23 protein-coding genes and 2 riboswitches are annotated in these 24,060 nt (G+C 40.4%); all 23 genes read right to left on the minus strand.

Features of this window, described 5'->3' with window-relative positions; all coding sequences use genetic code 11:
• Window positions 1-84: 84 nt before the first annotated feature.
• A complete protein-coding gene (locus tag LMF89_RS16735; RefSeq protein ID WP_229536099.1) occupies window positions 85-1,458 on the minus strand; it encodes a tetratricopeptide repeat protein in 1,374 nt (457 codons plus the stop codon).
• 191 nt (window positions 1,459-1,649) lie between these two features.
• Window positions 1,650-2,609 (minus strand): 3'-5' exoribonuclease YhaM family protein, encoded by a 960-nt coding sequence (locus tag LMF89_RS16740; protein ID WP_229536100.1) that lies wholly within the window; start codon window positions 2,607-2,609, stop codon window positions 1,650-1,652.
• A gap of 2 nt (window positions 2,610-2,611) precedes the next feature.
• Window positions 2,612-3,250 (minus strand): trimeric intracellular cation channel family protein, encoded by a 639-nt coding sequence (locus tag LMF89_RS16745; protein WP_229536101.1) that lies wholly within the window; start codon window positions 3,248-3,250, stop codon window positions 2,612-2,614.
• 18 nt (window positions 3,251-3,268) lie between these two features.
• Window positions 3,269-3,871, minus strand: coding sequence for a DNA-3-methyladenine glycosylase I (locus LMF89_RS16750; protein ID WP_229536102.1), 603 nt, complete (start codon window positions 3,869-3,871; stop codon window positions 3,269-3,271).
• A gap of 331 nt (window positions 3,872-4,202) precedes the next feature.
• Entirely contained in the window at window positions 4,203-5,081 is an 879-nt protein-coding gene (locus LMF89_RS16755; protein WP_229536103.1) for a hydroxymethylglutaryl-CoA lyase-like TIM-barrel protein, read from the minus strand.
• Between the two features lie 6 nt (window positions 5,082-5,087).
• Entirely contained in the window at window positions 5,088-6,152 is a 1,065-nt protein-coding gene (locus LMF89_RS16760) for a homocitrate synthase/isopropylmalate synthase family protein (RefSeq protein ID WP_229536104.1), read from the minus strand.
• Complete coding sequence (locus tag LMF89_RS16765; RefSeq protein WP_007959977.1) at window positions 6,149-6,784, minus strand: Fe-only nitrogenase accessory AnfO family protein; 636 nt, start codon at window positions 6,782-6,784, stop codon at window positions 6,149-6,151. Before LMF89_RS16765 ends, LMF89_RS16760 begins: the two co-directional genes overlap by 4 nt.
• 44 nt (window positions 6,785-6,828) lie before the next feature.
• Window positions 6,829-7,140 carry a 2Fe-2S ferredoxin gene (locus LMF89_RS16770; RefSeq protein WP_007959975.1) on the minus strand — a complete coding sequence of 104 codons (312 nt, stop codon included), beginning with the start codon at window positions 7,138-7,140 and terminating at the stop codon, window positions 6,829-6,831.
• Window positions 7,141-7,156: 16 nt separating this feature from the next.
• Entirely contained in the window at window positions 7,157-8,395 is a 1,239-nt protein-coding gene (nifB, locus tag LMF89_RS16775; RefSeq protein WP_229536125.1) for a nitrogenase cofactor biosynthesis protein NifB, read from the minus strand.
• Window positions 8,396-8,452: 57 nt separating this feature from the next.
• Window positions 8,453-9,832, minus strand: a complete 1,380-nt coding sequence (locus tag LMF89_RS16780) for a nitrogenase component 1 (RefSeq protein WP_007959972.1) — start codon at window positions 9,830-9,832, stop codon at window positions 8,453-8,455.
• On the minus strand, window positions 9,825-11,204 hold the full coding sequence (gene nifE / locus LMF89_RS16785) for a nitrogenase iron-molybdenum cofactor biosynthesis protein NifE (protein ID WP_229536105.1): 1,380 nt from the start codon (window positions 11,202-11,204) through the stop codon (window positions 9,825-9,827). The genes LMF89_RS16780 and nifE overlap by 8 nt, the downstream gene beginning before the upstream one ends.
• Window positions 11,205-11,393: 189 nt before the next feature.
• Window positions 11,394-12,782, minus strand: a complete 1,389-nt coding sequence (nifK, locus tag LMF89_RS16790) for a nitrogenase molybdenum-iron protein subunit beta (protein WP_007959969.1) — start codon at window positions 12,780-12,782, stop codon at window positions 11,394-11,396.
• A gap of 1 nt (window position 12,783) precedes the next feature.
• On the minus strand, window positions 12,784-14,397 hold the full coding sequence (gene nifD, locus LMF89_RS16795; protein ID WP_229536106.1) for a nitrogenase molybdenum-iron protein alpha chain: 1,614 nt from the start codon (window positions 14,395-14,397) through the stop codon (window positions 12,784-12,786).
• Window positions 14,398-14,412: 15 nt separating this feature from the next.
• Complete coding sequence (locus tag LMF89_RS16800) at window positions 14,413-14,823, minus strand: P-II family nitrogen regulator (protein WP_007959967.1); 411 nt, start codon at window positions 14,821-14,823, stop codon at window positions 14,413-14,415.
• Window positions 14,824-14,838: 15 nt separating this feature from the next.
• The gene (locus tag LMF89_RS16805; RefSeq protein WP_007959966.1) at window positions 14,839-15,165 is read right to left on the minus strand and encodes a P-II family nitrogen regulator; all 327 of its coding nucleotides are present in this window, start codon (window positions 15,163-15,165) and stop codon (window positions 14,839-14,841) included.
• A gap of 40 nt (window positions 15,166-15,205) precedes the next feature.
• Window positions 15,206-16,027 carry a nitrogenase iron protein gene (gene nifH, locus LMF89_RS16810; RefSeq protein ID WP_229536107.1) on the minus strand — a complete coding sequence of 274 codons (822 nt, stop codon included), beginning with the start codon at window positions 16,025-16,027 and terminating at the stop codon, window positions 15,206-15,208.
• 494 nt (window positions 16,028-16,521) lie between these two features.
• Window positions 16,522-17,469 (minus strand): AEC family transporter, encoded by a 948-nt coding sequence (locus LMF89_RS16815; protein WP_229536108.1) that lies wholly within the window; start codon window positions 17,467-17,469, stop codon window positions 16,522-16,524.
• Between the two features lie 211 nt (window positions 17,470-17,680).
• Window positions 17,681-18,127, minus strand: coding sequence for a BC1872 family protein (locus tag LMF89_RS16820; protein ID WP_229536109.1), 447 nt, complete (start codon window positions 18,125-18,127; stop codon window positions 17,681-17,683).
• A gap of 15 nt (window positions 18,128-18,142) precedes the next feature.
• Window positions 18,143-18,763, minus strand: coding sequence for a ribonuclease H1 domain-containing protein (locus LMF89_RS16825; RefSeq protein ID WP_007959961.1), 621 nt, complete (start codon window positions 18,761-18,763; stop codon window positions 18,143-18,145).
• A gap of 227 nt (window positions 18,764-18,990) precedes the next feature.
• Window positions 18,991-19,491: a hypothetical protein gene (locus tag LMF89_RS16830; RefSeq protein WP_007959960.1), complete on the minus strand. Its 501-nt coding sequence runs from the start codon at window positions 19,489-19,491 to the stop codon at window positions 18,991-18,993.
• Window positions 19,492-19,712: 221 nt separating this feature from the next.
• Window positions 19,713-20,879: an ABC transporter substrate-binding protein gene (locus LMF89_RS16835; protein ID WP_229536110.1), complete on the minus strand. Its 1,167-nt coding sequence runs from the start codon at window positions 20,877-20,879 to the stop codon at window positions 19,713-19,715.
• A 251-nt stretch (window positions 20,880-21,130) separates the two neighbouring features.
• A riboswitch (glycine riboswitch) is annotated at window positions 21,131-21,230 on the minus strand.
• A gap of 8 nt (window positions 21,231-21,238) precedes the next feature.
• Window positions 21,239-21,314, minus strand: a riboswitch (glycine riboswitch).
• Window positions 21,315-21,543: 229 nt separating this feature from the next.
• Entirely contained in the window at window positions 21,544-22,452 is a 909-nt protein-coding gene (gene garR / locus LMF89_RS16840; RefSeq protein WP_255711458.1) for a 2-hydroxy-3-oxopropionate reductase, read from the minus strand.
• A 36-nt stretch (window positions 22,453-22,488) separates the two neighbouring features.
• Window positions 22,489-23,844 carry a glucarate dehydratase gene (gudD, locus tag LMF89_RS16845; RefSeq protein WP_229536112.1) on the minus strand — a complete coding sequence of 452 codons (1,356 nt, stop codon included), beginning with the start codon at window positions 23,842-23,844 and terminating at the stop codon, window positions 22,489-22,491.
• Window positions 23,845-24,060 lie beyond the last annotated feature (216 nt).

The raw sequence follows: 24,060 nt of genomic DNA on the forward strand, positions 1-24,060 counted from the left end.
GCTCAGGTTGTATGCAGGACCAACAATATACATCGATCTGCTTTATATATCGGAGATCTTTCTTTGAAATTCCTTTGAATTCTTTTAATTTTCTTTGATTTTGTTAAAATTGTTATTATTTTTGAGTCTAACTTCCAGATTCATTTTTACCCGCACTAAAACGTCTTGCCAATCACCTCTATGAATTTGACGAAAAATTCGTGTCGTTGGATACCAAAGACTCTCTTGTCCTTTTACCTTCCAGCGCCAATCAGGGTCAACGGACAAAAGCAGCCATGTTTCTTTCCCCATAGCTCCCGCTAAATGCGCAACTGCCGTATCTACCGTTATTATCAGATCCAGATTCTCAATCAGTCCTGCAGTTTCGGCAAAGTCACTGATATTCTCATGAAAATCAATTACTTGATGCGAAACCGTTTGTAGATCGGCAGCGTTATCATCCATCTGCAAGCTTACCCAAGTTACCTCCTGGAGAGAAAAAAGCTGCTTGAACACATGAAAAGGAATGGATCGATTTTTATCATTTTTATGATTTGGATTACCGGCCCAAACAACACCAATGGTAAAAGACTGATCCTTTATTTCTTTTTTCAGAATCTCACTCCACTTGTTTATCAGGTTAGAATCTGCTTTTATATATGGAATGGGGCTAGGAATCGTATCTAATGTAGTATGAAACATATATGGCAAACTTGGTAATGGACAGGAAAACTTATACTCTCCCACCATCTTTTCGTCAGTTTGGATTGTAATATTCTCAAAAGAAGCAGACATTAATCGTTCTAGCTGTTTGGGAAGGAACAAAACTACTTCGGAAGCCACTTTTTCAATTTCTTGAGCATATCTTACAAAATGAATCGTATCACCGAACCCTTGTTCATGAAACAATACTATTTTTTCTCCTATTAGCTCTTCTACCTTCCTATGAGTGCATTCAGAATCACAGGCATTAAAGATTTTGCGGCGCAGTTCATACCCTCTCCAGCCTTTCTCATACTGTCCCTGAAGTAAATATAAGACGCCTAATGCAAATTCAGCTTCTTTAAAGTCAGATCGCAGTCTGATAGCCAATTCAAGATGATTTTCAGCCTCATCTAAGCGCTCCATCTGCTTGAGCACCATCCCAAGGCGAAAATGTGCTTCTGGAAAACCAGGTTCGTGACTTATCGTTTCGCGAAGACAAATTTCTGCTTCCTCCAGAAAACTTGTCCTAGAAAATAGCGTTCCTAAATTAAATAAAGCTTCAGCATAATCCGCCTTTAACTCTAAAGCACACTGAAGATAGAATTCTGCTTCATTTAGATTATTTATATTAATTAATAGTGCACCTATACCATTATAAGCTTCAGCATAATCTGGTTTTAAAGAGATTGCTTGATGGAAAAGCTCTAATGCTTGCAATGCATCTCCTTCATGTGCCAGTGCAACTCCCTGACTAAAACATAATTCTGCATTCATATGATTACTTTCCTCACTTTGGTGCGATAACAAAAGTATTGATACGTCTACCTATAAAACAATCGAACCACAAAGACGCAAAGGACACAAAGGGTTCTATTTATATTTTTTTTGGTGCACTCCTTTGTGTGCCGCATCAGCGGCATTGTGTCTTTGTGGTTCATAATATCTTATCCTTTTTTAAATCCAATTCAAATCTTCGCTATCGCCGATTTATACAATTTTCGATTATTTAACAACCAAACTTTATCGGAAAACGCCCCATCTTCTATCTTTTCTAACGCTCGTCCCATATCATACATTCTCGCATCCATGATATCCAGATAATGTAGTATTTCAGCCTCGGGTATCATTGGTCTTTTAGGACTGCCAAACTCTGGTTCATAATGATGCGACAAGACCATATGCTGCAAAAGCAGGGAGGCTTCCGGATCGGCTCCCACCTCTACAGCAGTCTGATCAATCATTTTTATTCCTTGGATGATATGTCCTAAGAGTTCTCCCTCTACCGTATATTCAGAGACAATCCCCAATTCACTGGCATTCATCTCCGCTATTTTTGCAATGTCATGGAGAATGATGCCTGCAAATAGCAAGTCCCGATTAAGACTTACATACACCTCACTTACCTTTTCACCCATTTTCAACATAGTGGTAATATGATATAAAAGACCAGAACGAACGGCATGATGATTTTGCTTTGCCGCAGGATATAATAGCAGCTTCTCTTTATTACCAGCAACTAAAGTGCTGACAATTTGGGCAATATCAGTATTTTCAATCATACCTATATATTTTTCAATTTCCTCATACATCGCTTCTGGGCTGTAGGGAGCAACGGGCACGAAATCACCAATATCTAACGCATCTTCTTGTGTAGCAGCTCTGATTTTATCAATTTTAAGCTGCAGCCTGCTCTGCCATTCTGAAACGCTTCCCCGTATTCTGACTAACATATTCACAGTGTATTTCGGTTCCGTTTCTGTACTATAATCCCAAAGTTTTGCATTAATTTCACCAGTGGGATCCACTAATGTTAAATCAAGATAACTTTTATTATTACTGGTTGTTTTGTATTCAGCAGCCTTCACAAGAAAAAAGCTCTGAATTAGGTCACCAGACTGAAAATCTCTAATTTTTTTAGTTTCCATCCTTACTCTCCCTTACTCTCATACTTTTCTTGCCCTTTTGCAGCAGGCACCGGAAAGTTAATATCATATTTCATACAAATCATCCGAATGATCACAGTGACAAAAAAGCATAGATACATTGGACCATTTCCTAACAAAAACGGTTTCGAATAGAAAAAACATATCGCTCCTGCAATAGAAGCTACTGCATATACTTCTTTTCGAAAAATAAGGGGAATATCCCGCACAAATACATCTCGAATCAAGCCGCCACCTACACCGCTGAGTACAGCCATCATAACGGTGATAAATAACCGATGATACTCATATAAAAATGACATATTTGCACCCGCCGCCGTAAAAGCCCCCAGTCCTACGGCATCACAGATCACAATAATATTATTGAATTTATTAATCCACTGATAATTTATACTTACAATAATAGCCGTAACCAAACTGATAATGGTGAAAAAAGGATAGACAAAGGCTGTAGGAGGATTAATCCCAATTAAAACATCCCGCACAATACCTCCGCCAACTGCGGTAGTTAGCGCTAGCATAAACACGCCAAACAGATCTAAGTGTTTGTGTATCCCAGTCAAAGCTCCTGCTGCTGCAAAAGCAATGGTTCCAATCACTTCAATAATATTCAATACTTCCATTTATTACTCCTTGTTCTGTTACTCTTTCATCAGCTCTTTGTGACGATAACAATGGGTTATATGGTCATTAACCATACCAACTGCCTGCATATAGGCATAACAAATCGTCGGCCCTACAAAAGAAAACCCCTTTTTCTTCAAGACCCTGCTCATTTCCTTTGATTCTAACGTCTCCGTGGGAACCTCTTCTAGAGAGGACCAACGGTTTTGCCTAGGCACGCCGCCAATAAACTGCCAAATATAATTTGAAAAACAGCCTGTTTCCTGTTGCACTTGCAAAAAGGCCTTGGCATTTTTAACAATAGCCGCCATCTTTAGGGAATTACGAATCAATCTAGGGTCAGACATCAATTTTAACATTTTTTCCTCATCATAAACAGCAATTTTAGCTGCAGAAAAACCATCCAGCACTTCACGATAAACTTCACGCCTTTTTAATATGGTAATCCAGCTTAACCCTGCCTGCAAGCCTTCTAAGAGCAGAAATTCAAACAACTTATCATCATTATATTGAGGCACTCCCCATTCGGTGTCATGATATTTCTGATATAGAACATCAGCTGTTACCCAGCCACACCGCTGTATTTCATGAGAAGTACATAACACATCATTTTTTTTCATATAGCTACTCCCATTACTTCTTTTTTATCCTATTTTCTACAAAATCGCCCTTCCCTACTTCCATACCAAATTGACAAATTCCTGCATAACAGAAAACTACGCATCCTTTAAAACATAGCCGTTTTGAACCACAAAGACGCAAAGGACACAAAGGGTTTTAATTCTTTGTGCTCTCCTTAGTGTGCCGCGGGCAGCGGCATTGCGCCTTTGTGGTTCATAACTTTTATATTTTTTCACCTACAAAACTTTTACTTTCCAGACGATTAGAAAAAACTCCAAGGCTCCTTGCATATCGCAAGTCGTCTTGGAGTTTTTCTAAACCCTAGATTATCTAAGCTATTTTATTAGCATTATCGACAGTAAAAGCATTGCCGATAATTGGTTTATAGTCAAACACATCCTTGTTGCCAGCCTGCATCACCAAATGGCTTAAGTGGGGAAAATCACTTCTGTTAACATGGCATTTCATACCATATACGACTTGCCATGCAGTCACCACTTCCTCTAATGCTGCATTTCCAGCCCGTTCGCCAATCCCCCCGATCGTTGTACTTGCCAGTTCAGCCCCGGCGGCAAGCGCTACCAAGGTATTGGCATTGGCTAAACCAAAATCATTGTGCATATGAACTTCTACCGGCAATGGGCAGCGAGGAATCAATTCCTGAAAGATAGAATGCACCCCTAATGGATTTAGGCAACCTACCGTATCCGCATAACGAATGCGAACTGCTCCCAATTCTGCCGCTATATTTGCAACTTGCAGGAAATACTCCCGATCCCCTCGTGAAGCATCTTCTGCTCCTACAGAAACCGTGCAGCCAAAGCTTTGTGCCAACAATATGGATTGTTTTAAATTCTCCAGTACCCATTCTCTGCTTTTTTTTAATTTTTGTTCAATATGCAAATCAGAAACAGGAACAGAGATATGCAGATGGGAAAAACCACAAGATACTGAAGACAGAATATCATTTTTAAGGGCACGATTCCAAGCAATCACCTTAGCTTGCAGCCCAGCAGACAAAATCATCTTCATCGCTTCTTGCTCTTCTTCTCCCATAACAGGAACCCCTGCCTCAATCCAGGTAACTCCCGCCTTATCTAGTGCCGTGGCAATATTTAATTTATCCTGAGCAGAAAAAACAATGTTTGGGGACTGTTCTCCATCTCTTAGGGTAGTATCCACAATCTCAATTGTTCTTGCATCCTGCATAATGATCTATCCTTCCTGCTTTACCTGTATAGCTTGATATAACTCCCATAATGCATGATCATCTACTTGCTTTTTTTGCCTCACTGCTAACCTACGAACTTGTTTTAATAAAGTTTGCGCGTGAGCGTCAGATATGCTAATATTCCACTGCCGAAACTTAGCTTGGATAGATGCATTTCCTGAATGCTTGCCAATTACTAGTTGTCTGGTTAACCCGACTTCTTCGGGAGAAAAAGCTTCATACATCTGAGGATTTTTGATCACTCCATCTACATGAATCCCTGACTCATGAGCAAAAATATCCTGGCCAATAATCGCTTTTGTTTTCGTCAGGGTTAGCCCCATAGCAAACAATATTTGGGAACAAATCAACGCTAAATGCCCCGTTTGTTTACTTGCTTTTCCTAGTAACCGTTTTTGCGCCATGATAAGTTCTTCCACAGCAGCATGCCCCTGCAAACCGATACCAGCTACTGCTGCTGCAATTCGTTTCACACCAACTTGTAAGGCAGCTAATGCATTACCGGTAGCCAAGCCATAGGCATTATGTCCATGAAATTCTAAACAAACAGGTATTTTAATCAATAAAGAAGCCAAAATTCTCGAAGCTGCTACCGGATCCAAAAGGCTCTCTTTATCCCCATATATAAACGAATCGATTCCATCAATGGGAATATCTCGCCAGAGAAAACAAAGTTCTTCTATTGAAAATCGGGAAGCATTTTCTATACAAAATCCAATATTCATACCTAGTCGCTGGGCAGTAAAAAGGGCTGTACAAACTGTACTCGTCAGGCCTTGCCCCAAATGTGGAGTGCAAGCAATGATAATATTTTTAAACCCTAACTTATCGGCCAATGCGACTTCCGCTAAAGTGCCATTAATTTTCCCGCGTATATGTTTTTGCTGATATAGATTCAACTTTGGCAGACCATGTTTCTCCCAATCAACTACTTTACAATCAATCACATCCACTGGAAGCTTTTGCAAAAGCTCTAGCAAGGGATTTATCTGTCCATTGTCCATTCCTACTCGCAGACCTTCTTGTAACGTTTGATCTACCCAAATCATTTTTCACAAACTCTTTTACTAATATAAACGTGAGTTTCAGCAGGTGCTGTCTTTTCTACTTCACCAACTAAATTACCACCTGTCAACTCTGCTTCCAGCCAAGGAGGAATATGATTACAAAGGACCTCTAGACGATAGAATTTCCCTTGCCGCAAGAACGGCAACAGCACTTGTTTGGAAGTAATTCCACCAGTATTTTCCTGAACCTCTTTAATGGATATATAATAATCGCCCTTTTCTCTTTCTATGGGTAAAGGAATTACATTGTTGCCCTGGGATTGCTCCTCCTCTTCCTTGTCTTCTTCTTGCTTTAACACATAATCTAGAAAAGATAACGGCTTTTGCTTTCCTTCAAATTCCCAAATACTGCACTGATTTTTTTCCAATTCAAAGTAAGGTACACCAACGACAGCGCAGCCTACAAAAATCTTACATTGGTCTAAAAACAAAATGATCTCAGCCATCTGCCGACGCAAGCCAACCAATCCAGCTTCCTTATCTAATGAAAATTTTTGTTCTCTGATAACCTTCCAAGACCCTTGTACTTTTTGATAAATGACAATGGCATTCGCCTCATCTAAAGAGCTGGTTACGCCATTATCATTTATACAGACTGCGACTTCTGAATACACAGCAATCCCTCCCCCTTTCCTATACACCTAAGATCTACATTCTATTAAAGTGCTAAACGTTCCACTATATTACCGCCTTCAATATGCTCTTCCATAATGGTTTCTACATCATCAGGAGTAACCCCCTTATACCAGGTACCACCAGGATATATAACAACCACAGGTCCTTGCTCACAGATACCGAAACAGCCTGTATTATTCACAAATACCTCACCACCCAAATCCCGGTCCTCAATTTCCTCCATGAATTTTGCCACCAATTCCACGCCGCCTTTCGTATGGCAGTAACCTTTCTGTTGACCATTTGCTCTTGAGCTGGTACAAACGAAAATATGAAACTTTGGTTTATTCATCATGATTAGACCCTTCCTTTCAAATTGCTTTTTTCATCGTTAACTGTTCTATTGCATAAGACAATCCCTCTTCCACGGTATAACAATACTCCACACTCACAATACCATGTTCTAATAGTCTTTGTTGTCCATGATAACCAATGCGCATGGTCAAAACGGCGTTACAATCTTCAATCGCTTGAATTGCTGCGTTCTTTCGTCCCTCTTTAGAATCTGAATCATCACACTCTGAAGCACCAGAGCAATATTGCTCAACTTTGCGTCTCTCCACAAGGGTAAAGGATTTATCATTTACCTGGTAAATTAAAAATTCTGTCGCATGCCCAAAATGTTGATCTACTAATTTTCCATGCTTAGAGGTAACTGCAATCTTATATTCTTTACCAATCTGCTTAGCCAGAAAAACGGATTTTTCTGGTTCTGGCTTGGTCATACGAAACTCATTAGACCTGTCATTGCCTAAGAGTCCAACTGCATCAGCCCGGCACTGCTTACAGTGTCTCATCTGCTGCATTTGAAGCTGACAGAGATCTCTCATTTCATTAATTTCTTTCATGCTGGTTTGCGGAAATTTTTCAAACGCACTTCCGGGAGCAGGAATCAGCGGCATGATGTTCGTGATAAAAACCCCTAATTCTTTCATTTTCTTTACGACTTCCGGAATATGATGATCATTGATTCCTTTTACCATGACAATATTGATTTTAACCAGTACACCATGCTCTACCAGATAGGCAATGCCTTTCAATTGATTTTGAATCATCAATTCAGCGCCAGCTACTCCTGTATAGCTTTTGCCCTCATAATTCACAACTTTATAAAGCCGCGCCCCAATGTTAGGATCAAGACAATTCACCGTAACGGTAATATGCTTTATGCCCAGTTCTACAAGCTCTGCTGCATAGTAAGGCAGCATTAAACCATTGGTTGACAAGCAAAATATAATATCCTCACCTTTTGCCTTAATTAATTCAATGGATTTTCTTGTAACATCCCAATTTGCCAAAGCGTCTCCAGGACCGGCAATCCCTACTACACTTAAATTTTCAATATTTTCTTTGACCCAGGAAAATTTTTGGCTGGCAAGCTCTGGTGTCAGCACTTCACTCGTTACTCCTGGTCGGCTTTCATTTACACAGTCAAATTTACGATTGCAATAATTACAGCTGATATTGCACTGGGGTGCCACTGGCAAATGCATCCGCGCATATTTATGATGGGCATCCGCATTATAACAGGGATGTTTGCTCTCTTCCATATCCTTCACCTCAATTTCCCCTAGCATTGCAGGGTATTTTTACTTACTACGAGCCAGCTACCCTTGCTGATAGAATTTTTCATACATAGAGCTTCGATATGATTTATATTTGTTTTCCAGCAGGGTATTGGTGATGCGATCCAACAACATCATTGTACCCGTATAACCTACAGATAAAAGTCGCTGTCCTCCTACCCGATCATGAATGGGAAACCCCAGTCTCACGAGAGGAATATCACCTTTTTCTGTAAGATATCGACCATCGGAAGGACCAATTCCAATATTGACTTTTCCTTCCTTACTGGCAGCTAAGATATGAGAGAAATCTGTTTCAATTAATATCTTACTTTGTTCTACGCACTCAGCTACTGCTGCTGTTACTAATTGATTGAACTTCCCGATTTGACTGCCTGTAGCCACAACTGCTGGGAAAACGCCATTTTCTACACAAATTTTGGTTACCGCATAGACCATTTCCGGCTCACCAAAAATAACACTTCTTCCTTGAAAATTATATTTATGAGAGTCAATCATCCCATCTAACAAACGTCCACGCTCTTGTTTAATACTTTCCGGAACATTCTTTCCAGTAATTTCTACTAAGGTATTGATAAATGCATCTGTACTTTCCACACCCATGGGTATGGCTATATTGTATAAAGGAATACCAAATTCTTCTTCCAAATATTTTCCTGGAGAAATCCCATCCTCTATGGTTATTCCCATTTGGATGGTCGCTACAGCCCCGCCCATAGATCGTATATCCGTTATTTTAGTCCCGCCATTGCTCATCTTGGTATAAGGTTTTGCAAAAGGGCGATCCAGGGTATCGGAAAAATCAGGATATAATACATATTCAATTTGCATGAGAGCTAACATACGCTTTATTTCACGAATATCAGCAGGACTGATGTTGGGAATAATAATATTTATTTTGTTATTTTTTTCTACAGCTTCCGTTAGCTGCATCAATATTCTTTTTAGAGTAAAAAAATAACCTTCAAAGTGACTTCCGCCATAGCCAGGCGTGGAAGCCGTAACAATCGGAAACTCTTCCATCTCTTTATCAATGAGATATTGACCCGTAATTCTCTCAATATCTTCACCAATGGTTTCTGCTAAGCAAGTCGTTACAATACCAATCAAAGCGGGATGATATACCTTCCTAATATTGTCCAAAGCTTGTCTAAGATTCTTTTCCCCGCCGTATATGGTGCCTTTTTCATTTAAAGAAGAAGATCCTACATCAACAGGCTCGTTAAAATGTTCGGCAATATGCCTGCGCATGTAGGTACTACAGCCTTGGGACCCATGAACAATAACCATGGACTGTTCGATTCCCTTTAATGCTAATATGCCGCCCATTGGCATGCACATATTGCAGGGATTCTCATTCACATTCCGAAAAGGCACATTCTCTTTGTTTTTTTCAGCCATGGTTCGCCACCCCGCTTTTCATTCCCAATGCATTAAGACTCTTCCATACAGGAGAACAGACGGTAGAATATACTTCTTCAGCAAAATTAATGGCACCCTCAAAACCGCTTAAAGGATGTTTGCGATCATGATTATGATCAATAAAGGCAATCCCCAATTTATAGGCCAAAGGCCGTTCTTTTACTCCGCCTACTAGTAGATTAGCACCCTTTTCCATCATGAATTTTTCCAGTTCAGCAGGATTCGCATCATCTAGAATCACCGTACCGTCATCCACTAACTCATTCATGATTTCATATTCCTCTTTTCTGCCGGTTTGCGTACCAATCATCACTACATCAATACCAATTTCCCTAAATTGCTTAATCAGAGAAATAGCCTTAAATCCTCCACCAACAAAAATGGCAGCCTTCTTGCCTTCCAGCTTAGTCCGATAGCCTTTGATAATGTCTTCTACTCTAGCAGTTTCTTTAGCAATCAACTCCTCTGCCTTAACAATCATAGACTCTTCTCCTAAAGCAGCCGCAATATTGCGCAATGAGGTGGCCGTATCCTCAATACCTAAAAAGGATATTTGAATATAAGGAATCTGGTAGAGTTCTTCCATTTTTCCCGCAAGATAGATCATCGATCCAGCACACTGTATGATGTTTAGCTTGGCCTTAGGGGCTGATTTCAAGGCTGTATAATGCGAATCACCCGTAAATGTAACGTTTAATTCTACCCCCATCTGCCGTAAATAATTTTGAATGATCCAAGCTTCCCCAGCCAGATTAAAATCACCTAAATAGTTAATACTATTGTTCTTTTCGATTACTGCAGGCGCAGAGGGTTTTATCAAACGAAGCAACGCATCTCCTGCTGCCCTGTAGCCTGCAGATTTATTACCAATAAATCCGCTTGACTCTACTGGTATCACTTCAATATTATGTCTTCGAGAGGCGGCGCTGCAAATGGCTTCCAAGTCATCACCAATTACGCCGACAATACAGGTTGAATATACAAATACTAGTTTTGCCTGATATTTATTCACCAGTCCATCAATTGCTGCTGCTAATTTTTTTGCGCCGCCAAAAATAATGTCCTGCTCTTTCAAATCGGTAGAAAAGCTATTGCGATATAATTCAGCACCACTACTCAGGCTGCCGCGAATATCCCAGGTATAAGTGGCACAGCCAATTGGTCCATGTACCAAATGTATGGCATCTGTAATTGGATTGAGCACGACTCTGGCTCCACAATACACACAAGCCCTTTGGCTTACACAGCCGGCAGAACTGTCCGTATCACATTTAAGCTGTTTCTTATTCTTACCTTTCGTAACAATAAACTCATCTCGTTCTGTAATGCTTCCTGCAAGATCTTCAGCCATAGTACATCTCACTCCTCTCCTAAAAACTGTGCCAAAAAAATGGTTTACTAAAACAGCTAAAAAATTGAACCACAAAGGCGCAAAGGACACAAAGGGGACTATTTATATATTTATGTTCGTCTTTGTGTGCCGCACCAGCGGCATTGTGCCTTTGTGGTTCAATCATTAAAGATATTACAAAAAGTCTGCTTACATTACCAATTCAAAGTCTTCATCTTTGGCATCTCTGTCTGCTCTGTCTAACAGGGCGTTACTAATCATCTCAATCAGTCTCATGGCACCATGATAACCAACAATCGGCAAGTAAGAATGAACACTTCTATCTAAAATTGGGAACCCGACTCGCATAAAAGGAACATCTTCCGCCCGGGCAATATATTTTCCATAGGTATTGCCAATCAATAGATCTACAGGCTGATTTTTAATCCATTGGTGCAAGGTAAATAAATCTCCTGCACTTTTCACATTAGCCTCAATCCCAGCACCTTTCAGCATACTATTAATGTCATCTTCAAAGCTTCCTGCTGCAGAATTGGAAGAACCACCTGGCGTCCCCGTCAGCACATGAAGAGGAACCATTCCTAAGCTTAATACAAACTCTGTTAAACCCGTTACAATATCAGGATCGCCAAAGATCGCTACGGTTTTCCCATGAAAATGGAAATGAGTGTCGGTCATAATATCAACCAGCTGACCTCGTTCTATTTCTATTTCTTTTGGAATTTCGCGGGCAAAGCTATTACGCAAGGTCATTAATAACGCATCCGTAGCTTTGATTCCAATGGGTGTTTTAAGGGTAGCTACAGGAACTTTGTATTCTTTGTTTAAAAGATCAGCGGGATCACTGGAGGCAAAGCGACCAAGGGCCAGAGTGATCTGAGAGTTTCCTGTATCCTTTAACTGTTCCACAGTTGTACCACCCTCAGGATACATCTCAAATTCTCCCGTCATCGGTGAATCCACGACTCCTGATGTATCAGGGAACATAATATATTCAATGCCCATGCTTTCTACCAAGCGTTTTATTTCCCGCATATCTCCAGGATTGACGAAGCCAGGAATAATATTGGCTTGTTCTTTTTTCTCTGGCGACGTACTTTCTGCTAAATAGCTAACCATCGCTTTTGTCATATTGGAGAACCCTGTGATATGGGACCCAACATAACTAGGAGTGTTCGCATGAATTACCAGTTTCCCCTCAGCCACTTCCGCTGTTTTTATAATACTGGAAACATCATCGCCAATGGTTTCTGTTAAACAAGTAGTGTGTATGGCCATAACATCCGGTTTATAGATGTGAAAAACATTTTGTATCGATGCTTTTAAGTTAGCACCACCGCCAAATACGGATGATCCTTCTGTAAAACAGCTAGTGGAAGCCATAACGGGATCACGGAAATGACGAGTTAAATGCATACGATGGTAAGAGCAGCACCCTTGTGATCCATGGCTATGAGGCAAACATTTGTGAATCCCCAGAGCAGCATACATAGCGCCAATTGGCTGACAAGTCTTAGCAGGGTTAATAATACCGCCACTTTTACGTTCGGTTATATCTTTTGGTGTACAATCTAACATACTATGCCACTCCTTCCTCAGTTACTGATCCTTCTAGTAAAGGTTGATTTTTCCATGGTGGGGTTATAAAATTCCAAGTTGGTGAGGCAAATCCCATACTGATATCTTCAGCGAATTTGACAGCACCATTAAAACCAGCATAAGGTCCGCTGTAATCATAGGAATGTAATTGTTTCGAGTTAATACCCATTTTTTGAATGACATATTTATCCTTGATCCCGGAAGTGAAAATGTCTGGTTTCAATGCTTTTATAAATTCTTCTGTTTCAAAATGATTTAAGTCATCAACAATGATGCTGCCATCTTTCATGTCAAAGCGCATGCCTTTATACTGACCTAAAGGTATTTTGGCTTTTAATTTTTCCAGTTTTTCTGGTGATACTTTCAAACGGAAGCGTTTTTCATCAGCTTCTGCTGTATAGTGAGGAATGTTTTTACTATCTGCATCTGTTTTAATGGTAGGAATCACTTCACGACCTTCATAATCATCCCGATGAGCAAACTCATATCCGGCTAATAAGGTCTCAATGCCTAGTTCACTAAATAAATTTTGGAAATGATGACCCCGGGATCCGCCAACAAAACAAAAGGCTGTTTTCCCTTCACAAATCTTTTTATATTGGTCAAATATCGGCTCAATTCTTGCCAATTCGCTAGCAATTACCGCCTCTGTCTTCAAGGTCAGTTCTTTGTCATCAAAATAAAGAGCCATGTTGCGCAAGGATTCAATTGTCCCTTGGATTCCGATAAAGTTAACCTTAAGCCAAGGTGTACCATATTTGGTTTCTAGCATCTCAGCAATATAGTTAATGGAGCGGTGACATTGCACCAAGTTAAGTTCTGCAGTATGAGCATTTTTAATTGCTTCATAAGACCCATCCCCTGTCATAACCGATACTACATGATAGCCGATTTCTTTGAGGATACGCTCTACTTCCCAGCCATCGCCACCGATGTTGTATTCCCCGAGAAGATTAATCGGGAACTTAGCAGGAGCTTGTTCTTGGTCCCCAGTACCAATTACCTTTTCCATTAAAATGTTATTGGCAATATGATGACCTGCGGATTGACTAACCCCTTTATAGCCTTCACAACTAAAAGACAGTACTTGCACTCCATGCTTTGCTTCTGCCGCTTTAGCAACAGCGCCCATATCATCACCAATCAATCCTACAGGACAGGTAGCAGAAAGAGTAATGGCCTTAGGATGAAAGATTTCCATAACTTCATCAATTACCTTAGCCAGTTTCTTTTCCCCACCAAAAACAATATCACTTTCTTGCATATCCGTAGATATGCAGTAATTAATAAAATTCTGTTTTGGATCGTCGGATTTCGCTTTATTCCTCCGTGTATTCCACGCATAATAGCCACAACCAATTGGCCCATGGACAATATGCACCATATCCTTAATCGGGCCTAAAACAACGCCCTTACAACCAGCATACGCACAGCCTCTGTTGGTGATAATACCAGGAATGGTCCGGGTATTGGCTTCAATTTGCTGACTTTCTACATCCGATCTTTTAATGAATATATGTTTTTTGCGATTTTTTTGCACTTTAGCTGGATATTGGTCTAATATCTCCTGAAGTTTTGCTTCATTCATTCCCATATTCCCTTACCTCCCTTATACTGCACTTTCTCCTGTTTCCCCAGTACGAACCCGAATGGCATCCATTACTGGTAAAACAAAAATCTTGCCGTCACCAACGTTATTACAAGTCTTATTCGCCTGAATGATTGCCTCTACAATCTTTGCCACATCCTCATCATGGGCAAGAATGGTAAATAATCTTCGAGGGAATAAACTAGTACCCACTAAAAAATCAGTTATTAGTTTTTCTGCTTCCCCTGTTTGATCCTCTCCAGCCATAAGAAGGAGTTCTTTTTTTCTTTCCAAAATTAATGTTGGATTGCTTACTATCTTACCGCGGCCTTCTACTTTAAAAGCTGTAAAACCAGCTACGCCAGCTTCCACTAAGGCTTTTTTAGTAGCGCCTGTTTTGTTCATACGCACTACGGCGAGAATTTCTTTCATCCTGATCCCTCCTTCTTATAGACTTGGGATTCCACTAGAGATGGTATACGCTTCTTCAATGGAACTTATGAAAATTTTACCGTCACCATAAGCACCTTGCTCGCTGGTTTTGGCATATTTTAAGATCAACCGAACCATCTCTTCTTTATCCTCATCACGGATCGCCATCATTAACAACGCTTTAGGAATTTCATCATAGATGATTCCCGATATTTTAATACCTTTTTGCTTGCCGCGACCGACTACATCCACAACTGTTGCTGCATGGAAACCAGCTCTTGATAATTCTGCCAATACTTCATCTTTTTTTTCTGGTCTGATAATGGCTCTAACTAATAACATATTGTTTCCTCCAATATATTTTTTTTGTCTTTGAGGCTAACTACATATCCATAAACCCATGTTCCATCATGATTTCTTCCAATCTGTCTTGTGTCATTGGTTTAGGAATAACAAACATTGTATTACCGTCAATGGCTTTCGCTAATGCACGGTACTCGTCAGCCTGTCCTGATTCCGGATCAAAGTCAACAACTGTCTTTTTATTAATTTCGGCACGTTGGACCAAATTGTCACGAGGGACGAAATAGATCAATTGGGAGCCAATTTCTTCAGCAAAAGCTTTTAATAGCTCATACTCTTTATCAACTTTACGGCTGTTGCAAATAATGCCGCCAAGTCTTACTTTACCGTTTACTGCGTATTTTTGAATACCTTTGGCAATGTTATTCGCTGCATAAAGGGCCATCAATTCACCAGAAGCAACGATGTAAATTTCTTCTGCTTTACCTTCGCGAATCGGCATTGCAAAACCACCGCATACAACGTCACCCAGTACATCATAAAATACATAATCAAGATCTGGTGTATAAGCACCCAGGGATTCAAGCATATTAATAGAGGTGATGATACCACGGCCGGCGCAGCCTACACCTGGCTCTGGACCGCCTGATTCAACGCACATGGTACCGAGATAACCAGGCTTTAAAATATCATCTAAATCAATATCATCGCCTTCATCACGTAAGGTATCCAATACTGTTTTTTGACATAATCCATGAAGTAATAAGCGAGTGGAGTCAGCCTTAGGATCACAGCCTACTACCATAATGTGCTTACCAGCCTCTGCTAAGGCACCTACTGTATTTTGAGTTGTGGTGGATTTACCAATACCACCTTTACCATATATCGCAATCTGTCTCATAATAAAAACCTCCCTATATTGCAAACAATTTTTTCTCCATTACACATTTACTAAGGATTTAACCCCTAATCTTCATTCCCTAATCTTTGTAGTTGAAAAGTATATTTTATTCACTTATAATAAAGATTAGGTACATCGAATAAGCCCTGGTGTCTGTTGGGGAATGTAAAGATTGCCGCGCTTTATGGATACCGCAAATATCCATAAAGCATTTTTCTTTTTGGACAATTGCACACATATACTATAGAACCACCTCCTTAAAAACACAGATGGGCTTATAAACGAAAGTGCGTTTATAAGCCCCATTGCTCATGTACTTATTTTTTTCTGGTAAAAGGCAAAAAGCTCACAAGGGTTTTTTAAACCACTCGTAAGCTTCATTGCTTCCTGCCTATTAACTTGAGCTGAGTATAGCACATATTATTTAGTGACGCAATACCCTTTTAAAATAGTCGAAATATTAAAATTAAACCTTCCGCACCCACTATACTCAACTAAAAATAATACTGAAAAATCAACATATATACCGGAATAACCACTATGGCTAATATTGTTGTTACCGTAGTCATGATTGCAGCATACTCTGCATCTCCTTGATAGGATTTAGCCACAATAGCAGTCTGGGTCATAACAGGCAGCATGGCTTGGATAATAAACACTTTTTTCATTAAGAGAGGCAAAGGCATAACATAAGTGATTGCCATAACAATCAATGGTGAAATAACAAACCGCCCCAGAAGAATAGCTATCATATCTTTGCTTATCTTAATATTACTCAGCTTTACACCATATATAGCAATACCAATAAAAAGCATGGATAAAGGTGTTGTCATGCTCCCAAGATATTTGCAGGTATCGAGAATAAATTGAGGCAAACTGATATCACATAAGATAAGGACCATAGCCAGCAAGAACCCTAACAGAGGGGGAGAAAACACTTTTTTTATTACCTCAACGGCAGAGACCTTATCTTTACCTGATGTGCCATCGTTGCGAATACCGCTTGCTCCAATGGTCCAAAATAAAGAAGTATTGGCAATATAATATAGCAAAACATAAGGAACACTTTGTTCGCCAAACAATGCCAAATTGACTGGCAAACCAATAAAAATAGTATTTGAAACAAAGAACATGGATCTAAATGTTCCCTGCCGATTAGATTTTACTCTCAAAAGCTTAGAAACTGCATATCCAACTGCATAACAGACCAACATGGAAGAATAGGGTACAATTAGCCCCGTCGCCAAATGCAGCAGCCCGTCTTTATTAAAAGTATTCATCAAATTCCATATCATATAAGTAGGCAATGCTACATTGGTAATGATACGGGAAAATAATTGAGAAGCCTCTTCATTAAACCATCCTTTACCCGTAAGAACATATCCTGTAATAATCATTAAAACAATGCTAAAGATGCTTTCAATTGTGTGAAAAATAATCATAAACTATAAACTCCTAATCATCCATGAAATACACTAGTCAGAAAAATGCTGCGCGTCCTTTAAAACATATAAAACAGAATCGAACCATAGAAGCGCAGAGAACACTGAGAAAAGATCCATAGGGTTAAAAACCTCCGTGCTCTCTGCGATCTCTGTGTCCTCTGTGTTTATCGTTCTCTTTAAGAAACTTATCTTTCTAGACTTAAGTACCTTATGCTAAAGCTGCTAAAGCCGCTTTTACTATGGCCTCTGCTTCTGAGGAATGACCGATTGGGGCAGCAACATCTATACCGTCTTTTACAAAATTGCCGTAATATCGATTCTGTTCCTGCTCGAGTTTCTTCTCAGAAAGATATGTATATCCTAAACTCTTCATATGCTCTACCACTTGCTGGGCAGCGTCTATTTGAGTAGAATAGTTCGGGACAGTCTCATCGAAATTCTCTCGCAATTTCAAACTCACCATTTCGCTTTCTTTTACCAATGGGACATATACGCCACCAGATTGTTCGACATCAGCTGTTGTTCCTAACCATTTCACCGCAAGCTCTGCACTAAATTGCAGCAGGTGTTTTAACCAGATAAAACCCATCACCTTTACTGCTACTTCAATATCCAAATCCCTTCCTGGATTCATACCAATACCATTTTCTTTCATTGTACTATTCCTCCATTATATTAATTGAAGTGCTGCCTTCGCTAGTTGATCCGCTTGTTCATTATATTTGTCACCGGAATGAGCTTTTACCTTTACGAATACAACCTCCAATTGCTTCGCGACCTGATCATAATATTGTTTATATTTCTTAGTTCCTTCCTGCTTGGCCTCCCATGCATTAGTACACCATTTTTCGATTCCCTCGTAGTCATGATAAATAACAACGGTGCGCACCCCTTGCTCTAACGCATAGGTCATAGCAATTTTGGCACCCATGGTTTCTCCCGCTACATTGCGCATACCAGCAAGTTCCGGATCATTTCCTTTCTGACTAAACGTAATCTCTGCTCCTTTCCACAATATTACAACCCCAGCAGAATATTCTTTGGTTGCAGTATTGTAACTGCCGTCAACATAGGCAAGCATCATATCATCAGGAGGCTGCTCTATCACCAAAGGCGATACTGCCTTTACTCCTCCTGCTAAGTATGCTCTTGCCTCTTCCTCTGTTTTAAAGCTCTTATATTCAGCTCCGGAATACCCCTTGATTTGCTCCTGACACTGAGGCCAGGTATAGAATAAACCAACTGTGCGTCCTTTCCTAACAGCATATACCTTCTTTTGTTTATCTGACATATCCTCTCTTTAACCATCCTTACATTTTTATTAACAAAAAATCTCACCTTGGCCGGCAAGCTTGTCCCAAAAGACAATACAGTGCCACCAGCACTATAAACTCATTCATTATCTTTCTATTTTATGCCTTTCTATTTAGAAAAAGCAAGCAATAATCAAAATAGATTGTGCCAAGATACTTATAGCATCTTGGCACTCTATTATGAATAACTTTCCCACGCATTCTCTTACTCAGTACGAGTAGAGCACATGGGAGCAGTTAGCTGGGTAAATACATTCAGATTGGGCTGCCCTAAGCTGATTCCATTCGTTAGGCGATTGGAATGAAACGAAATGATGACACTTGTAATTTTTGCCAAGCCGCTAGGTGTTGGAATCCCTCGCAGAGGATTATAATCCAGCGGAGCAACATAATAGCTCAGAGTTCCATTACTATTTACAATTAAGCGATTGGGATCAAAACCATCGGAAGTATACACCACTCCTAAAGGAGCCGCAGGCCAGACACCTCGATCCGTTACAAAGAACACCGTATATACGCCAAGGGGGATTAAACCTTGGGCCGATATTTGAATATGCCCTTCATTTCCTCTGCCACAAATTTCACCTGTAGCGGTGGCCTGCAGCCAAAATGACAAAGCAATAGCAGGCGGCCGATTGGCTGACAATGTTTCAAATATAAGATCACAGCAGCCATCGCAATATTTTGATTTTCTATCCTCTTCCACACTATCCCTCCTTAATGAAAATACTATATAAAGTTTAACAGATCAAACTTTTTGCTTTATATCTTTTATATATGGTATGCCTCTAATAGAAGAAATGTGAAAAAAAACAGAATTATTTCATACGTCCTTATATTGAAAAAAGACCATGCTATCAATGCATGATCTTTTCCCAGTTCTTAGACAATCTTAATTACCGATGGTGAAATACAATGATCGATTTACTAAGGTTTAACAGTTGCTTTAAACACTTGTTTGCCATCTTTCATTTCAATAATTACAACACTTTTTACTGCATCATGAGTAGCATTTAATGTTGTGCTCCCTGTTATTGCTGGATAGTCTTTTGTCCCAGCCAAAGCTTCACGAATTTTTTCAGGATCAAGGCTATTGGCGCGTTTAATGGCATCAATAATGATATTTGCCGCATCATAGCCCAGTACAGCCATCGCATCCGGCACTTGACCATATTCTTTTTTATACGCTTCTACAAAAGCTTGAGAAGTAGCACTGGTATCATCCACAGAATAATGGTTGGTAAAATAGGTATTATTTAGTGCTGCGCTAGTTCCAACCTCCACTAGTTTTGGTGAATCCCAGCCGTCTCCCCCTAGAATTGGCACCGTAATACCAATTTCCCGAGCTTGTTTCACAATTTTTCCTACTTCTTCATAATAGCCGGGTATATAAATAATTTCAGCATTTAACGCTTTTATTTTGGTTAAGATGGTCTTAAAATCCTGATCTTTTTGCAAATATGCTTCTTCCGCTAAAATACTCCCGCCGCCTTTTATATAGGCCTCTTTGAAGAAGGTAGATAATCCTTTACTATAATCACTGCTGTTATCTACTAACATGACAGCCTTATTCAAATGCAGCGTGTTCAACGCAAAATTTGCCCCCACTGTGCCTTGAAAAGGATCGATAAAACACACGCGGAAAGTATAATTTTTAACTTTACCACTTGCTTCGTCCTCTGTTACCTTAGGATTTGTCGCACCTACAGCAACAAAGGGAACTTTAGTCGCCTCTGCCACACTAGAGGTGGCAATTGCGTTAGAGCTCGCAAAAATACCCGTTACTGCCACAACTTTATCCTGAGATGCAAGCTTGGTCATCGCATTGGCTGACTCAGAAGGTTCACTTTTATTATCAGCAATCACAGCCTGAATTTGCTTTCCAAGAATACCGCCTTTCGCATTGGCCTCTTTAATTGCCATTTTGGCACCATTGGCAGATGAGGTACCCATGGTTGCATTACCACCAGTCATTTCATTCAAAACACCAATTTTAATATCCTTGGAAGCAGAATCACCACAACCTGTCAACATTCCTGCTAATACTAAAACCACTAAAGATACCACCACAAGTTTCAAACCCGAATTTCTCATATCATCGTCTCCCTTTTTAATCATGTAACTGCACAAAATACATCTTTAATGTACTCTGGATTCTTCTTAAGGCAAAGACAAGTCAGACTAGGTGAGAGTGATTCTTTTGATGCTTTTTTCAGTGAAAAATAAGCATCAAAAAACAAAGAGTCAAATCACTTAGTGATTTGACTCTGGATAAACAAATGAATACGCTAAAAGCGTTTTCAGCATCACAATATAAAGAGATCTAAATCATCCCTGTATATTACGAATTTGTCTCTGTCCTTTTGCCTGAGAGATTTGTCAGCAATATGATTGCTGTGTTTCACCTTCGGCGCCCTGTATAAGAGTCTCTCCAGAGTCCCGTCCATTTACGGTTCTACTCGGTGGTCCGAGTGCCTGAGAGTTTTACTCCTTCGGCGGGCTATTAAGCCACTCTCCCGCAAACTTCATTCGGAAAACATATGTAGTTGTAGCAAGTACATTTGCTGTAAGTATTATTATAAAACAACACATCAAATAATTCAATAGTAAATAAGTAAGTTTTTTCAGCATCTTTGTCTTTTTTTCTATTCTGGCTGAACATATAAAACAGAATCGAACCACACCAGGAACAGAGAACACAGAGATAGATGGCAAAAGGCCGCCTCAATTTTATATTGAGGCGGCCTCTTTTCATTGGCTAGCGTTTTACTTCAACTTTAGCCATCTTTTCGTAATATTTTACTAAACTGCCATGATCCCCATCGCCCATGCCATCCACTTTAAGAGCCTGCATCATTTCCATAACAGCTGCAGTAAGAGGCAATGGAACGCCCATATCATGGGATGTTTCCAATACATTCGCTAAATCTTTAATATGAAGGTTTATACGAAATCCTGGATCAAATTTACGATCCATCATAAGAGGTGCTTTGGCATCAAGAACCGTACTTCCAGCTAAACCACCGCGAATTGCCTGGTACACTAAATCCGGTTCTACTCCTGCTTTACTGGCTAACACTAATGCCTCTGAAACTGCTGCAATATTAAGGGCAACAATGACCTGATTGGCAAGTTTCGTCACGTTTCCTGCACCCACTTCACCAGTCCGTACAACAGAACCAGCCATGGCTTTCATTATAGGATAGCAGGTATCAAATACTTCTTGCTTGCCACCAACCATTACAGACATGGTACCATCAATCGCTTTAGGTTCACCGCCGCTCACAGGAGCATCTAACATATCTACGCCTTTTTCAGCAAGTTTCGCTGCCAATTCCCGGCTCACCAAAGGAGCGATGGAACTCATATCAATGAAGGTAGTGCCTTTTTTTGCTCCCTCTAATATACCATTTTCACCTAAAACCACTTCTTTTACATGAGGCGAGTTTGGCAGCATAGTGATGATAATATCCGCCTGCTGGGCTACTGCTTTTGCAGTGGCAGCACTCTTGGCTCCCGCTGCGACCACTTCATCTACTGCAGCTTGATTCCTATCCACGACAATAAGTTCATAGCCTGCCTTAAGTAAGTTTTTACTCATAGGCTTACCCATGATTCCTAGTCCAATAAATCCAATTTTCATTTTCTTGACTCCTTCATTTTTCAATTTACGGTTACCAATAACCTATCCTTGTCTCTGCCTCTAGCGAACCAGGCAAGGACGTTTATTATCAAACTTCCAGTTTGGAATCAAATACTGCATCGCCATAGCATCATCCCGTGCACCTAAGCAATTTTCCACATAGAGTTTGTGTGCTTTCTCAATCTGCACCATATCTACTTCAACTCCAAGACCTGGCTTATCAGGAACAGCTACCATTCCACCAACTATTTTTAATGGCTCTTTGGTCAAACGTTCTTGACCTTCCTGCCAAATCCAGTGAGTATCTAGAGCTGCGATTTTACCAGGCGCAGCGGCTCCCACATGGGTAAACATTGCCAGAGAAATGTCAAAGTGATTATTAGAATGGGATCCCCACGTTAATCCCCATTCATGGCACATCTGGGCAACTCGCACTGAACCTTGCATGGTCCAGAAGTGAGGATCAGCTAAAGGAATATCCACTGAATGTAACTGAATGGTATGCCCCATCTGACGCCAATCAGTGGCAATCATATTGGTAGCAGTTGGCAGTCCTGTCGCCCTCCGAAACTCAGCCATTACTTCACGCCCAGAATACCCATTCTCAGCTCCACAAGGATCTTCAGCGTAAGCTAATACATGATGCTTATTGCTGCATAACCGAATTGCTTCGTTCAAAGACCATGCACCATTCGGATCAATGGTAATTCGTGCCTTTGGGAAACGCTCAGCCAACGCCGTAACCGCTTCAATCTCTTGATCGCCGCTTAGTACACCGCCTTTTAGCTTAAAGTCATTAAAACCGTAAAGCTCATGAGTAGCTTCAACCAGCCGGACAACAGCTTCTGGAGTTAACACCTCCTCATGGCGCAGTCGGTACCAATCATTTTTTGCATCCTGATTACTCAAATACGGTAGATCGGTCTTGGTGCGGTCGCCAACGTAGAACAGATACCCCAGCATTTCCACTTCCTTGCGCTGCTGCCCTTGACCAAGCAATGCAGCAACGGGCACGCCTAGAAATTTGCCTACCAAATCCAGTAGTGCAGCTTCCAAGGCCGTGACAACATGAATGGCAATGCGCAAATCGAAAGTTTGCAACCCTCGTCCAGCCGAATCTCGATCTGCAAAACTCCGTCTTACGGTATTAAGAATATTGTTATAAACACCAATTGATTTGCCAATGACCAACTCTCGCGCATCTTCCAACGTCTGGCGAATGCGTTCCCCTCCAGGAACCTCTCCAACGCCTGTATTACCTGCATTGTCTTTTAGAATCACGATATTACGGGTAAAAAAAGGACTATGGGCACCACTGAGATTTAAGAGCATACTATCTTGGCCTGCAACAGGAATAACCTGCATTTCAATAATAATCGGCGCAGACGAACTACTTTCCTTTTTCTTCTGATCCATATAACATCACTCCTAATTCATTACTTATCTTTGGACTATCCCATCCTTAAAATCTATCCTTTATTTCAACAATCCCATCTCTATTAACACCTTAGAAAGCTGCTCTCTTTCACTATGAGTCATGGCCCCTGCTGGCTCCATGCATGGTCCCGCTTCAATCCCAATAAGATAAGTGACTCTTTAATCACAGCAGGAAAAGTACCAATCGAAAAGGCA

Origin of the sequence: Pelosinus baikalensis (genome assembly GCF_020819555.1) — a bacterium.
In the GTDB taxonomy this organism is placed as follows: domain Bacteria; phylum Bacillota; class Negativicutes; order DSM-13327; family DSM-13327; genus Pelosinus; species Pelosinus baikalensis.